Here is a 13,410-nt window from a genome sequence, read left to right as displayed (position 1 = left end):
GCTCCTCCTCAGTTCGCTTCCGCCAGCGCGGCCTGTTCGGCTGCGGCGTCGTCGGCATACCAAACGCACATCCTGCGCAACGCCTCAAGCGACAGCGGCGCCAGCGGCGCGCTGCGTTCCGTGGCCGCGTCGAGCCGGCTGCGGTCGAATTGCCAAGTCTGGTTCGCGAACGGACGGTTCGGCTCCACGGCGCGGTCGAACTTCAGCTCCAAATCCGAAGTCGGCGTGCCCAGCACGGCGCGCAGACCCGCCACCTCGCCCCACATGCGCACCACCTCCTCCAGTCGCGGGCCGTTGCCGCCGGCGCAATGGAACACTTCGAAGTCGCGCCCTTGCTGCTGACGCAGCGTCAGCGTGCAGGCGTCTGCCGCCAGCTGGTCGATGCCGATGCAGTCGAGATGGCTGTCAGCCACCAGATCGACCGCCAATTCCTTGAGGCCGGCCTGGGCTGCGGCCGCCATCGCGCAGGGGAACATGTAAAAACCGAAGCCATTGCGCAGCGCCCAGCCGGTGCGGCTGTGGCCGACTACGATGCTGGGACGGAACAGGGTGACTGGCAGGCCGTGGCGGTGAAACAGCAGATGCAACGAGTGCTCGGCGCTCCACTTGGTGGTCTGATAGGTATTGATAAGGTGGCTGTTGGCGTGCAGCTCTTCCTTGACGATACCGCCTTCCATGCCAGCCACATAAGCGGTGGAAACGTAATAGAAACGGCGGCAGGCGGGAGCCTTGCGGTTCAGCGTTTCGTACAGCCGGCTGGTGTTGCCGACGTTGGTGGCAAAGGATTGCGACAGCTTGCGGGAGGAGTAGCTCATTTCCGCCGCCACGTGCCATGCCTCGGTGACGCCGGCCAGTCTGGCGTCATCCAAAGTGTCTTCCAGATGGGCAAAGTCCACGTTGACGACGTCCAGGTGGTTCGCCAGCGCTCCGCGGATATCGAGTCCGAAGCCTTGCGCCGCGGCCACGACCGCGTTGATGGTGCGCATGCCGTCGGGATCATTGCGCGATACAGCCAGCACGCGGGCGCCGCGCGCCAGGAAGTTTGCCGCCAGGGCGCTGCCGACAAAGCCGGTGACGCCGGTAATCAGAATCTGATGCACTTGATGCTCCTCATTGCGCGATGAGCCGTCGAAGCGCCCCGGGCGGGGCGCTTCCGCGACGGGTCAGAGTTCGATGATGTGTTCGTCCACCTTCACGCCCACGTGGCGGCCCGGCTCGGTGCCGAAGCCCAGCACGCGGTCACCCGGCTTCAGCTCGGTGACGTTGCGCGGCTTGGCCTCGTCGGAGAATACGCGCACGTGCCAGTCGTCCTGCATGATGATGTTGACCTTGCGGTTTTGCGGAAAGGTTGCCTCGATCAACAGCAGCGGGCGGATTTCGGTCTTGGTGCGGCCAACGAAAATCTGGCGGGTTTCGCCGCGGGCATTTACTGTGGTCAGCGTGCTGCCGGCGCGCAACTCGCTGATATAGCTGGTGCGGTCATTGGCCTGGAACACATAGCTGTGCACCGAAGCGGCGTTGATGCGGAATGGCCGCAGTTCCATATAGGGCAGGTGGAAGACTTCGGGGCAGCACAGGATGCCGCCGGTGGAAGTGGATCCCACCAAGATGCCTTCATCCGGGTTGAACATATGGGTGGTGTCGATGCAGGCGCGGTAGCCCAGACCCAAGTGGGTGATGCGATCGATGACGCCGACCTGGATATCGATCCGCGGCGTGGCCTGCGCGTCCAGCTTGTGGGCGAAGCGGTCGAACTGCTCCATATTGGTAAAGGCCACCAGCACGCCGTCGCTACCCAGCTCCAGCACGCCCAGGGCGATTACAGCGTCGTCCACGTCCTGGTTCACTTCCTTGAGCAGCACGGTGTTGGTCTTGTGCAGTTCGGCGATCACCAGTTCCAGCGGAATATTGGTGGGATCCTTGAACGACACCATCAGGAAGTCATAGTGCATGCCGTCGTGGAAGGAGGCATGCAGCGATGCCGCATTGTCGACGTGGGCGCGCCAGCTGGTGCGGAAGCCGGCGGCGCGGGCGGCAGCCAGCAGCGAAGGCTGGCTGCTGGAAATCACCGAGACTTGGATTCGCTCCTTGTCGGCGGTGGGCGCGATCTGTGCCGATAACTCGGCCCACTGCTCGGCCGATTCGATGTGCAGCACGCGCTGCAAGCGCGGCGACACCGCCTGGCTCAGCGTTTTCAGATTGTCGGCGTAGAGCACGACGCCGTTGTAGCGGCCTTGGCCCAGACGCTGGACGATGGCACGGCAGCCCTCTTCGCTCAGCGCCGCTAGCACCTTGGAGTCGTACCACAGCACATTGTTGTGGCTGCGCGTCCCGGTGGTGAACGGAGACAGCGCGGCGTTGCTAGGCGGCACCGGCTCGCGCGGCGTCGTGGGATGGCGTGGATCCGTCGGCTTGTCGTGGGCTGTGGCCTTATCGGCCGCTGCAGTTTTTTCCGCGCTCGCGGACGGACGTTTGCTCAGAGTTTGATCCATGATGGTTCCAGGTGATTTAGCAACAGCGGTTGCGAGAAAATGAGACAAACAAGGCCAGCTTCACTGCCAGGCCCGGATGAGGACGGGCGACGCCGGTGGCATCGACAACACGGGCGGAGCCACCGCGCGGCGGTTGGCCGCAGTCAGCGGCACCGACAACACCAACGCCTCGGCCACACCGAAGCGGGTCGGTGCCGACAGCGCCTGGGCTCGGATATCGAGCTGGGCGAGCAAGCGCTGCACCATCGGAGTGGTGACCATCACAAAGCGGTGGATCTCGTGTTCCCGGGAAAAACAGGCCAGTTGATGCAGTGCGGAACGAATATGCTTCAGCCGCTGCGCGTGGTGACGGCAGGAGCCATCCAGGTTCAGCGCGAAACGGGAGATTTCCCAGACCTGCGCGTCAGCCGGCACCGCCCGGCCGGCCAGCAGCGACGGGAACACATCGCGCAGCATGTTCGGCCCCAGCGTTGGCAGCAGCCGCATACAGCCCTGCACGCCGCCATCGTGGCTTTTCATCAGCAGATAATGCGGATCGATCTCGTCGTAGCCGTCCCGCTCCATCCCGTTTTCCACCCGTACATCCCACCCCATGCGGTCGTAAAAAAACCGAGCGCGCAGTCGCAGCATGTTTTCAAAGTCGGCCATCGGCAGCAGTTCGCGCCGGACAATCTGCACATTCAAAGCGGAACCATTCATTCGACACATCGCCTTCCACATTGCGGGACGGGCCACGCCGGATTTCACGCCACAGGCGCTGACCTGGTTCATAAAAAATTCATGTTTTCTTTCATGAACTTGCGGATCGACTCGAACCGCAAGCCGGGCTGTCTGACCTGGCCTGCATCGTAGTGACTGGTAGGGGCGGGCGTAAGCTAGCAGAACTGTTAGGTTGGTCTGAGGCGAGTGGCGCGGCAGCGATGGCAAATTGTCGATGGCGGCTTTCTTTGGTTGGCGGTTTGCCGCCATGGTTTTTCGAAAAGGGATGAATCGCGGTGGCTGAACGGGCAATTTATTCCCTGAAGGAATAACAAATCAATTCATTATTATTTTTATTGCAGATCGCCGCGCGCTACAGTCCAGACATCGACCCATGCGAAGGCCAGCCATGCTCCCCCCGCTGCAAGCATTTGATCTGATCATCCAGCCCGGCTGGCGCAACTCCGGCGCCGAGCACTGGCAAAGCCACTGGCAGCGCCGCCTGGGCGCGCGCCGGGTGGACAACGCCGACTGGGAACGCCCGCAACTCGAAGACTGGCTGGACGGCCTGGACGCGGCGCTGGCGCGCTGCCGCAAACCGCCGCTGGTCATCGCCCACAGCCTGGGTTGCGTCACCGTCGCCCACTACGCGGCCCGCCACCCGAACCGCATCGCCGGCGCGCTGCTGGTGGCGCCGGCCGACGTGGAGCGCGCCTTCGCGCCGGCGGAGCTGATGAACTTCGCCCCGGTGCCGCGCCAGCCGCTGCCCTTCCCGGCGCAGATCGTCGCCAGCAGCAACGATCCGTTCTGCAAATCGGCGCGCGCCGCGCGCATGGCCGGCTACTGGCAGGCGCCGATCACCTGGCTGCAGCACGCCGGCCATATCAATATCGACTCCGGCCACCGCCAATGGGAAGAAGGCTGGCCCTTGCTGTTGCGGCTGGCGACGCGCGCCGGCCACCGCCTGCAATCCCTGGCCGACCCAGCCCACTCGGCTTTGGTCTAGACTGAAGCATCTTTGTCCCGCGGTCCGTCGCCATGCGCCTCGCCACCGTCCTTTTGGCCAGCCTGCCGCTTTTCCTCGCCTGCGCGCCGACGCAAGCCGCCGCGCCGCAACGGATAGGCATCACCGTGGGCGCGCTGGATAATCCGTTCTATCAAGCGCTGACGCGCGGGGCGATCCAGGCCGCGCACAGCCTCAATCCATCGGTGCAGGTCACCTCGCTGTCCGCCAACTTCAACCTGCCGCGGCAGCGCGAGCAAATGCGGCAGTTGATCGAGCAGAAACCGGACCTGATCCTGCTCGGCGCGGTGGACAGCCGCGCCATCGCGCCGCAAGTGCGGGCGGCGCGCGCCGCCGGCATCGTGGTGGTGGCGGTGGATGTGGATGCGCCGGGCGCCGACGGCACGGTGAAGTCGGACAACCGCCAGGCCGGCGAAATCAGCTGCCGCCACCTGGCCCAGCAATTGGGGGACAAGGGCGCGCTGCTGATCCAGAGCGGGCCGCCGGTCAGTTCGGTCAGCGACCGCATCGCCGGCTGCCACGCCGCGCTGGCATCCTTTCCCGGCATCCGCGTGCTGAACGGCGTCAACGGCCAAGGCTCCAGCCTGGGCGGCCAGCGCGCACTGCAAAGCGATCTGGCGCGCTTCGCCGCCATAGACGCGGTGTTCGCCACCAATGACCGCCAGGCGCTGGGCTGCGCCAAGGCGCTGCCGCCGCAGGAGGCCGGCCGCGTCAGAATCGCCTCGGTGGATGGCTCGCCGGACATCGAGCGGGCCTTGCGCCTGCCCGGGCCCATCATCGCCTCGGCCAGCCAATCGCCGTATCGGATAGGCCGCGAAGCGGTATTGCTGGGACAGCGCCTGCGGCAAGGGCAAAAAACGGCGCGCACGGTGAAGGTGCCGGTCACCCTGGTGACCCGCGACAATCTCGCCGCCTACCGCGGCTGGCAAAGCCCGCTGCCGTCCGCCGGCAGCCATTGATCGCCCGTTCCGCTTTGACCTTCCCGCCTGGCGGTGTCACACTGCCGATCCGATATCTTTCACCAGATCAAAGGATTTGCCATGTTTGCTTCCCGCCCGCTGAAGGCCGGCCTCGCCGCCCTGCTGCTCACCCTGCCGCTGCTGGCGCATGCCGACGCGGCCCAGGATGCCGGAGCCAAGGAACTGGCCGCCACGCTGAATCTCGACAATATGCTGCCGGATCTGGCGCAGCGCACCTCCGCCAGCGCCGTGCCGCTGCTGCAGGAATACTTCGTCAAGAACAAGATCCAGCTGAATGAGGCGCAACAGAAGAAAGTGCAAGCCGGCCTGAAAGGCTACGGCGACAACATCCACAAGCTGGCCGCCGACTACTTTGGCTCGGCAGCGGTCAAGACCCAGTTTGAACAAACCGTGGTCAAGAACTTCAGCACTCAGTTCAGCGCCGACGAACTGAAGCAGATCAACGCTTTCTACAAGAGCGCGGCCGGTCAGAAGTTCATGAAGCAGCAGCCGCAGATCATCAACGGCATCGCCGGCGAAACGCTGAAGACCGCCGAGAAGACCCTGCTGCCGAAGATGCAGGCCGCAGCCGAAGCCTACGGCAAGACCATCGCCAAGAAGTAATCACTCCAGCATCAGGCTAAGCCGGCGCGCGCGCTCCAGCGCGGCGTCGGCGCCGACCCACTCGTCCTGCCAGACCCACACCTGGCCGCGCGTGTCCAGCATCTCCACCAGCCATAGCCGGCTGCCGCCCTGCAGTTCGACCCGCCGCGCCCGCACCGGACGGCGATAGTTGAACACCACCATATCGCTGGTTTTTACCGGCGCCGCAGTTCTCATCGCACTCTCCCCGATTGTCCTGCCTCTATCCTTAACAGGCTCTTACGCAAAAGCCATGCCATCCCAAGCCAGCGACACGGGCTATAACTGGCATATCGCTTTTGCCCGCGCCCCTTTCCCATGCGCCTGTCCACCGCCTGCCTGATCTGGATCGCCGTCTTCGCGCTTCCCTGCGCGGCGGCGCAGACCGTCACCATCCTGACCGACAACGACTACCCACCGTATTCCTACGAGGTGGCCGGCCAGGCGCAGGGGATTTATAACGACATCCTCCGCGCCGCCTCGGCCCGCTTGTCCGGCTACCGGATCCAACTGCGGCCGGTGCCGTGGAAACGCGGCCTGGCGGAAGTGGAGAGCGGCCGCGCGCTGGCGCTGTCGCCGCCATACTTCCGGCCGCGCGACCGCCCCTTCATGCAGCCCTACTCGGTGCCGATGCTGACCGAGCGCGTGGCGGTGTATTGCCGCGCCGAAACCATGCTTCGACCCCGTCCTAACTGGCCGGACGACTATCTGGGCTTGCGCATTGGCAACAATGCCGGCTTCAAGCCGGGAGGAGCCGCATTCTGGCAACGGGTGGCGCAGGAACAAATCCAGCTGGAGGAAGCAGCCAATGCCCACATCAATCTATTGAAGGTGATACGCGGCCGCCTGGACTGTTATCTGAACGACGATCTGGCCATCCAGCTTGAACTGGCCCGGCTGCAGCAGGAGCATTTGTACTCGGCCGGACAACTGACCAAGGCGGTCACGGTATCGGAAGAACAAGGCTATGTCGGCTTCACCGACCGCGACGGCGGCCGCTTCCCGTACAAGCAGGACTTCCTCAAACAGTTGAACCAGGCATTGACCGAAATGAAACGGGAAGGCCTGATAGACGGCATCGTGGAACATGCGCTGCAGAACGCTCGCCAGCAACCCGAATCGCCGCCGTTTTGACAGATGCGAAAAGCCCGGCTTAGCATGTAGCGTCGCCCTACCCGAAAGCATCAATGGAAAACCGCAAATTGGCGGTACTGATAGACGCCGACAACGCCCAGTCGTCGCTGATCGCGGAGCTGTTGGCCGAAGTGGCCAAATACGGCACCGCCGTCGTCAAGCGCGCCTATGGCGACTGGACCACGACACAATTGAAGGGCTGGAAGGAAGTGCTGCACCAGTACGCCATCTCGCCCATCCAGCAGTTTGCCTACACCAAGGGCAAGAATTCCACCGATTCGGCGCTGATCATCGACGCGATGGACCTGCTCTACACCGGCAATTTCGATGGCTTCTGCCTGGTATCGTCGGACAGCGACTTCACCCGCCTGGCCACCCGGCTGCGCGAGGCCGGGCTGACCGTGATCGGCCTGGGCGAGCAGTCCAAGACGCCGCGCCCCTTCATCGCCGCCTGCGATAAATTCGTGTTCACCGAAGTGCTGCGCCCGGCCCCGCCGGCCAAGGCCAAGGCGGAACCGGCCGCCCCGAAGACCCGCGCCAGCCGCGCGCGCGCCAAACCGGCGCCGGCGAAGGAACGCCACCCGCTGCAAGACATGTTCACCTCGGCGATCGAAGCGGTGTCGCGCGACAGCGGCTGGGCCGAACTATCGGCCGTCGGCTCCTATCTGGCCAAGAACGACCCCTCGTTCGATCCGCGCAATTGGGGGCATAGCCGGCTGTCGCAGATGGTGAAGAAGCTGGATTTCCTGACGGTGCAGGAGAGCCGCAATGGCTCCAAGCTGCATAGCGAAATCCGCTTGCGCCATGACGGCGAACCGGCCAGCGCGGACACGCCAGTGGCCCCAGCGGCCGAACCTGACGATGCTCCGGCCGCTCCTGCCCGCAAGAAGCGCAGTCCGCGCAAGAAAACCCCGTCTGCCGGCTGAAACTGGCACGCTAATTGCACAAGCCTTGATTCAAGGCCCCTACGACCTCACGCAAGGACAGATCATGCAGATTCGTGAAGCCAACTTGGAAGACCTGGCTGCGATACTCGACATCTACAACGAAGTGATCGCCACCACCACCGCCGTCTACAACGACGACCCGCTGACGCCGGGCGAATTCGCGCTGTGGTTCCAGGATCGCACCGCCGCCGGCTACCCGGTGCTGCTGGCCGAGGAAGACGATGGCCGCGTGCTGGGTTTCTCCAGCTTCGGCGATTTCCGCACCCGCCCCGGCTACCGCTTCACCGTGGAGCACAGCGTGCACCTGACCGAACAGGCCCGCGGCAAGGGCATAGGCACCGCGCTGGTGCAGGCGCTGTTCCCGCGCGCCCAGGCCTTGGGCAAACACACGATGCTGGGCGCGGTGGACGCCGAAAACGAGGGCTCCATCCGCTTCCATGAGAAGCTGGGCTTCGTCCAGGTGGGCCGCCTGCCGCAAGTCGGTTTCAAGTTCGGCCGCTGGCTGGACCTGGTCTATCTGCAGCGCTTCATCGACGGCGACCCCACCAACGGCCCGGCAGCCGACGCCTGATCCCTGCAGTCTCATCGTGATAGAGCGCGCGGCCGCCCAGCAAGCGGCCGACGCGCGCAGCCAGCAGCGCGACCAGCGCCACCGGCAACAGCATGCTCCAGGCGCCGGTCAGCTCCATCAGCATCGCCACCGCCAACAACGGCGCCTGAGCGGTCGCCGCCAAGAACGCCGCCATCCCCACCAGCACCGCTCCGCCACCGGGCAAGCAGCCGGGCAAAGCCAGATTCAACAGCTGGCCGGCCAGCGCGCCGCACGCCGCGCCGGCGAACAGCATAGGCGTAAAAATGCCGCCCACCGCGCCGGAACCGCTGGTCGCCGCCGTCGCCACCAACTTGCACAGCAGCAGCGTCAATACCAGCTGCCAGGCCGGCTGATGGCCCAGCAGCCACGATACCGTGCTGTAGCCGTTGCCCCACATCTGCGGCCAGAACCAGGCAAGGCTGCCCACCACCGCGCCCCCCAGCGCCATCCGCAGCGGCAGCCGCCAGGGCAAGCGGGCGAAAGCGCGCCGGCCCAGCTCCATCAGCAGCAGAAACAGCGGGGCGCAAGCGCCCAACATCAAGGCCAGCAGGCAATAGCCGGCCAGCGCCAGCGCGCCGGGCGCCGGCAACGGCGGGGGTGGATACAAGGGAGACAAGCCAAACAGATGATTAACCGTCAGGCTGGCGGTCAGCGCCGCCAAAGCCAAGGCCGGCAGCGAACGCGCATCCAGCCGGCGCCACACCACCTCGCACACGAAAACCATCGCCGACACCGGCGCATGATAGGCGGCGGCCCAGCCGGCGGCGATGCCGCAAGCCACCAGACGCCGCCGTTGCGGCAAACTCATCGGCAATAGCCGGGTCAACAAGGAGCCGCCCTGCGCCGACAGCGCCACCATCGCCCCTTCGCGGCCGATGGAGCCGCCGCTGGCGACGGTGCATAGCGAGGACAGGCTGTTGACCAGGGTGCGGCGTAGGCTCAGGTGGCCATCCCCTACGCGCACCGCCTCCAGGTAGTCGCCGGCGGCCGCGCCGCGCAACAGGTGCCGGCCCTGCTCCAATACCACGCCGGCCAGCAGTCCGCCCAAGACCGGCGCCAACGCCCGTTGCCACGGCGCCAGCCGGCTGGCGATCTCCACCAGACCGCTGGCATGCCCGCCCAGCAGATACGCCAGCGCATGCAGCGCGGCCTGGAAGCACAGCACCAGCAAAGCGCCCAGCACGCCGCACGCGGCCGCGAACAAGGGGATCAGAACAAGACGGTGCAGTTTGGGCGACAAGTGCATGCGAACGGAAGCTCGGTGAAGGCGACTGGCGTCAAGCCTAGGGGTTGTTGACGTTTGCCGCGTGGATCGCGTTTGCGCCGATTTTGGCCGGATGCAGCGCGCTGTCCGCAGCATAGTCAGCTATGCCAGGGCTGCGCAATGCCGCGCGGAAAACGAAAAGCGCCGCAGTTGCCTGCGGCGCTCCTCTTTTTTTTACAGCGACTGTCAGTGCAGTGCTTGTTCTTGATTTTCTCTATTCTCGTCCTTTGTACGACTCAGCGCACTTCTGCAACAATATCCCTACTGAACACTTTTTCGCAATACTTGCATTTCATTTTTGTGTCGTTAGCGACGGTTTTCACGTAGAAGAAACTGATCACTGGCTCGTTGTGAGATATGCAGTTGGAGTTAGGGCAGGAAAAAATGCCCTCCACCGCCTCCGGCAACGTCAATTTATGCTTTTTGACGACTTCGAAGTTTTCGATGACGTTGACGGTAGCCTGGGGCGCGAACAGCGCCAGCTCGTTGGCCTGCTCCTCGGTCAGCGCCACATTCTCCACCTTGATCAGGTCCTTGCTGCCCATGTGGCGGCTCACCAGGTTCAGGCCCACGGTGACACGCTCGCCACTCTCAGCCAGCTTGAACAGGCGCAGGATCTTGACGCCTTCGCCAGCTGGAATGTGATCGATCACGGTGCCTTGCTTCAGCGCTTCTACGGTGCGGGTGTATTGCATGATCTTGTCCTCTTTTCTTGCCTGATTACACGGTTTCGTTCAGCACCAGCGACAGCAGCGCCTGGCGCGCATACACGCCGTTCTTCGCCTGTTCGAAGTAGTAGGCGTGCGGCGTGGCGTCGACATCCACCGCGATCTCGTCCACCCGCGGCAGCGGGTGCAGCACCTTCATGCCGGGACGCGCGGACTTGAGCATTTCGGCGCGCAGCGCGTACTGGCCCTGAATCTTCTTGAACTCGGCCTCGTCGAAGCGCTCGCGCTGCACGCGGGTCATGTACAACACGTCCACTTCCGGGATCACGTCTTCCAGGCTCTCCGCCACCGTGTACTGAATGCCCTTCTCGTCCAGCTCCTCGCAGATGTAGTCCGGCATCGCCAGCACCTCCGGCGCCACAAAATAGAAGCGCGCGCCGAACAGCGACAGCGCCTGCGCCAGCGAGTGCACGGTGCGGCCGTATTTCAGATCGCCGGCGAAGGCGACGGTCAGGCCATCCAGCCGGCCCTGGGTCTCGCGGATGGAGAACAGGTCGAGCAGGGTCTGCGTCGGGTGCTGGTTGGAGCCGTCGCCGCCGTTGATCACCGGCACCGCCGAAAACTCGCTGGCCAGCCGCGCCGCGCCTTCCTTGGGGTGGCGCATCACCACCGCGTCGGTGTAGGAGCTGATGATCTTGATCGAGTCGGCCAGCGTTTCGCCCTTCTTGGCGCTGGTATTGCCGCCGTCGGCAAAGCCGATGATGTTGCCGCCCAGGCGTTGCACCGCGGTTTCAAACGACAGCCGGGTGCGGGTGGACGGTTCGAAGAAGCAGCTGGCCACCAGCTTGTCCTGCAGCAGATCGCTGCGCGGGTTCTGCTTCAAGCGACTGGCGGTCTCCACCACCAGTTCCAGTTCCTCGCGGCTGAAGTCGGGTATGGAGATGATGTGCTTGCGGTACAGTGGATTGGCCATGATCGCTTTCCTCATGTTGGCGGTTGCGGACGAAAAAAAAGCCCCTGGATTCAGGGGCTTTTTTTGCGGAATACGGGAACGTCGGGAACGATGGCGCGGAACAACAACGCCGCCGCGCCACTCAGACGGGTGTCGCTGATGCTGCTTCGCTGTCTTGCTGCCTGTTTCATGCCTGCGTTCCGAACAAAATTGTCGGAATATATCGCATTTCCCACTATGTCGGCAAGGCTAATGCCCGCTGCGGCATGCGATTTTTCCGCCAGCCCCTCTCTACTATGGCCTTGCCGACAACAGGCAAAAAGCGGCACAGGGGCTGAAACAAGACGCACAAGGCCATATCGGGATTTCAGTTAATCGGTCTTAGGGGCTGTTGACGTTTGGTGAGTGGATCGCGTTTGAGCTACGCCAAACCCGCAGGGCCGGGCGCCTTTCGCGCCGACTCTTCGTTGTTTCGCGCTGGCAGAGAATGAAATGCGGCGCGCGAAACGCCTCGATTCGTCGCAAAACGCATCCCGGCGCGACCGCCCACCAAACGTCAACAGCCCCTAACACCTGGTCGATTTGCAACAGATCAAGCTGCGCCCTTGCAAATCGCCCCCGCGAGGCTGATGCTTGTAGAAAGCGCCCTCCGCGGCGCATGGACAACTTGCATCCCCCATACGCGACATGATCAAGCGCATAGCGATCTCCGACCTCAAGGTCGGCATGTACATCCACGACTTGAACAGCGACTGGATGTCCCACCCCTTTCTGGTCAACCGCTTCCTGGTACGCAAGGAAGCGGAGATCCAGAAAATTATCGATGCCGGCATTCACGAAGTCTACATCGACACCAGCAAGGGCCTGGATCTGCCGTCGGCTCCGACGGAAGGCGAAGTGCGCAAACAGCTGGAAAGCGAGCTGATCGAAATCGCCAGCCGGCAAACCACGACGCCGCGGCGAGTGGAGGCGGCGGAAGAGTTCGGCCGCGCGCAGCTGGTCCACAACGAAGCCAACCTGATCGTGCGCCACATCCTGCAGGATGTGCGGCTGGGCAAGCAGGTGCAGCTGGAACAGGTGGAGCCGCAGGTGGAAAAGCTGACCGAATCCATTCTGCGCAACAACGGCGCGCTGCTGTCGCTATGCCGGATCAAGGACAAGGACAACTACACCTTCCAGCACTCGGTCAGCGTCGGCGCGCTGATGGTCAGCTTTTGCAACGCGCTGGGCATGAGCCGCGAGGCCATCCATCACGCCGGCATCGGCGGCATGCTGCACGATATCGGCAAAATGAAGGTGCCGGACGACATCCTGAACAAGCCGGGCAAGCTGAGCGAGCAGGAATTCAAGGTGATGAAGTGCCATGTGGTGGAAAGCCAGAAAATCCTGCATGCCACGCCTGGCATTCCGGAAATCGCCATCCAGGTGGCCGGCCAGCACCACGAACGCCATGACGGCAGCGGCTATCCGGCGGGCCTCAAAGGCGACGAGATCTCTCAGCTGGGACAGATGGCCGCCATCGTCGACGTCTACGACGCGCTGACCTCCGACCGCTGCTACCACCAGGGCATGTCGCCGACAGACGCGCTGCGCAAGATTTACGAATGGTCCAAATTCCACTTCAACCCGGAGCTGGTGCAAGCCTTCATGCGCGCCATCGGCATCTATCCCATCGGCACCCTGGTGCGGCTGGAAAGCGGCAGGCTGGGCGTGGTGGTGGAGCAGAACGACCACAATCTGATCAGCCCCAAGGTAAAGGTGTTCTTCAGCATCAAGAGCAATACCCACATCAAGCCGGAAATCGTGGACCTGTCGCGCCGCATGGGCGCGGGCGGCGGCGACAAGATCGTCAAGCACGAGTCGCCGGAGAAGTGGCACATCGACCCGCTGCGCTTCCTGTAGGGCGGAAGCCCGGCCATGCCGGGCGTTCCGCCATCTCGCCGTCCATCACGCTAGGGGCTGTTGACGTTTGGAGAGCGGTCGCGCCGGGATGCGTTTTGCGCCGAATCGAGGCGTTTCGCGCGCCGCATAGTCATT

At 63.8% G+C, this 13,410-nt stretch carries 14 protein-coding genes; 7 read left to right on the top strand and 7 right to left on the bottom strand.

Features of this window, described 5'->3' with window-relative positions; all coding sequences use genetic code 11:
- Nucleotides 1–8: 8 nt before the first annotated feature.
- The 3 genes from QUG01_RS15595 to QUG01_RS15585 form a co-directional block, all read right to left on the bottom strand.
- The gene (locus QUG01_RS15595) at nt 9–1,100 is read right to left on the bottom strand and encodes an SDR family oxidoreductase (RefSeq protein WP_500830889.1); all 1,092 of its coding nucleotides are present in this window, start codon (nt 1,098–1,100) and stop codon (nt 9–11) included.
- Between the two features lie 63 nt (nt 1,101–1,163).
- Entirely contained in the window at nt 1,164–2,492 is a 1,329-nt protein-coding gene (locus QUG01_RS15590; RefSeq protein ID WP_500830888.1) for a 3-dehydroquinate synthase II domain-containing protein, read from the bottom strand.
- Between the two features lie 60 nt (nt 2,493–2,552).
- Nucleotides 2,553–3,263 carry an acyl-homoserine-lactone synthase gene (locus tag QUG01_RS15585; RefSeq protein WP_500830887.1) on the bottom strand — a complete coding sequence of 237 codons (711 nt, stop codon included), beginning with the start codon at nt 3,261–3,263 and terminating at the stop codon, nt 2,553–2,555.
- Between the two features lie 337 nt (nt 3,264–3,600).
- Between QUG01_RS15585 and QUG01_RS15580 the strand changes: the two genes are divergently transcribed.
- The 3 genes from QUG01_RS15580 to QUG01_RS15570 all read left to right on the top strand — a co-directional run bounded on the left by QUG01_RS15580 (nt 3,601) and on the right by QUG01_RS15570 (nt 5,798).
- Nucleotides 3,601–4,197 carry an alpha/beta hydrolase gene (locus QUG01_RS15580; RefSeq protein ID WP_500830886.1) on the top strand — a complete coding sequence of 199 codons (597 nt, stop codon included), beginning with the start codon at nt 3,601–3,603 and terminating at the stop codon, nt 4,195–4,197.
- Nucleotides 4,198–4,229: 32 nt separating this feature from the next.
- Complete coding sequence (locus tag QUG01_RS15575; RefSeq protein WP_500830885.1) at nt 4,230–5,174, top strand: substrate-binding domain-containing protein; 945 nt, start codon at nt 4,230–4,232, stop codon at nt 5,172–5,174.
- Between the two features lie 81 nt (nt 5,175–5,255).
- Nucleotides 5,256–5,798, top strand: coding sequence for a DUF2059 domain-containing protein (locus tag QUG01_RS15570; protein ID WP_500830884.1), 543 nt, complete (start codon nt 5,256–5,258; stop codon nt 5,796–5,798).
- Here the strand turns inward: QUG01_RS15570 and QUG01_RS15565 are convergent, their stop codons facing one another.
- Nucleotides 5,799–6,014 (bottom strand): hypothetical protein, encoded by a 216-nt coding sequence (locus QUG01_RS15565; RefSeq protein WP_500830883.1) that lies wholly within the window; start codon nt 6,012–6,014, stop codon nt 5,799–5,801. It abuts the gene before it with no gap.
- Between the two features lie 120 nt (nt 6,015–6,134).
- On the opposite strand from QUG01_RS15565, the gene QUG01_RS15560 reads away from it, so the two are divergent.
- The 3 genes from QUG01_RS15560 (at nt 6,135) to QUG01_RS15550 (ending at nt 8,468) form a co-directional block, all read left to right on the top strand.
- Nucleotides 6,135–6,950 (top strand): substrate-binding periplasmic protein, encoded by an 816-nt coding sequence (locus QUG01_RS15560; protein WP_500830882.1) that lies wholly within the window; start codon nt 6,135–6,137, stop codon nt 6,948–6,950.
- A gap of 53 nt (nt 6,951–7,003) precedes the next feature.
- Nucleotides 7,004–7,876 carry an NYN domain-containing protein gene (locus QUG01_RS15555; protein WP_500830881.1) on the top strand — a complete coding sequence of 291 codons (873 nt, stop codon included), beginning with the start codon at nt 7,004–7,006 and terminating at the stop codon, nt 7,874–7,876.
- 64 nt (nt 7,877–7,940) lie between these two features.
- The gene (locus QUG01_RS15550) at nt 7,941–8,468 is read left to right on the top strand and encodes a GNAT family N-acetyltransferase (RefSeq protein ID WP_043625712.1); all 528 of its coding nucleotides are present in this window, start codon (nt 7,941–7,943) and stop codon (nt 8,466–8,468) included.
- Here QUG01_RS15550 and QUG01_RS15545 read toward each other — a convergent pair.
- The 3 genes from QUG01_RS15545 to pyrB form a co-directional block, all read right to left on the bottom strand.
- Complete coding sequence (locus QUG01_RS15545; RefSeq protein WP_500830880.1) at nt 8,425–9,735, bottom strand: chloride channel protein; 1,311 nt, start codon at nt 9,733–9,735, stop codon at nt 8,425–8,427. The genes QUG01_RS15550 and QUG01_RS15545 overlap by 44 nt on opposite strands.
- A gap of 254 nt (nt 9,736–9,989) precedes the next feature.
- On the bottom strand, nt 9,990–10,448 hold the full coding sequence (pyrI, locus tag QUG01_RS15540; protein WP_103318890.1) for an aspartate carbamoyltransferase regulatory subunit: 459 nt from the start codon (nt 10,446–10,448) through the stop codon (nt 9,990–9,992).
- Between the two features lie 25 nt (nt 10,449–10,473).
- On the bottom strand, nt 10,474–11,394 hold the full coding sequence (pyrB, locus tag QUG01_RS15535) for an aspartate carbamoyltransferase (RefSeq protein WP_043625707.1): 921 nt from the start codon (nt 11,392–11,394) through the stop codon (nt 10,474–10,476).
- 666 nt (nt 11,395–12,060) lie between these two features.
- On the opposite strand from pyrB, the gene QUG01_RS15530 reads away from it, so the two are divergent.
- Nucleotides 12,061–13,275, top strand: a complete 1,215-nt coding sequence (locus QUG01_RS15530; RefSeq protein ID WP_500830879.1) for an HD-GYP domain-containing protein — start codon at nt 12,061–12,063, stop codon at nt 13,273–13,275.
- Nucleotides 13,276–13,410: the final 135 nt, after the last annotated feature.

The sequence above is a fragment of the Chromobacterium sp. CCUG 76385 genome, assembly GCF_059916625.1.
This window is presented reverse-complemented; position numbering and strand designations above follow the sequence as displayed.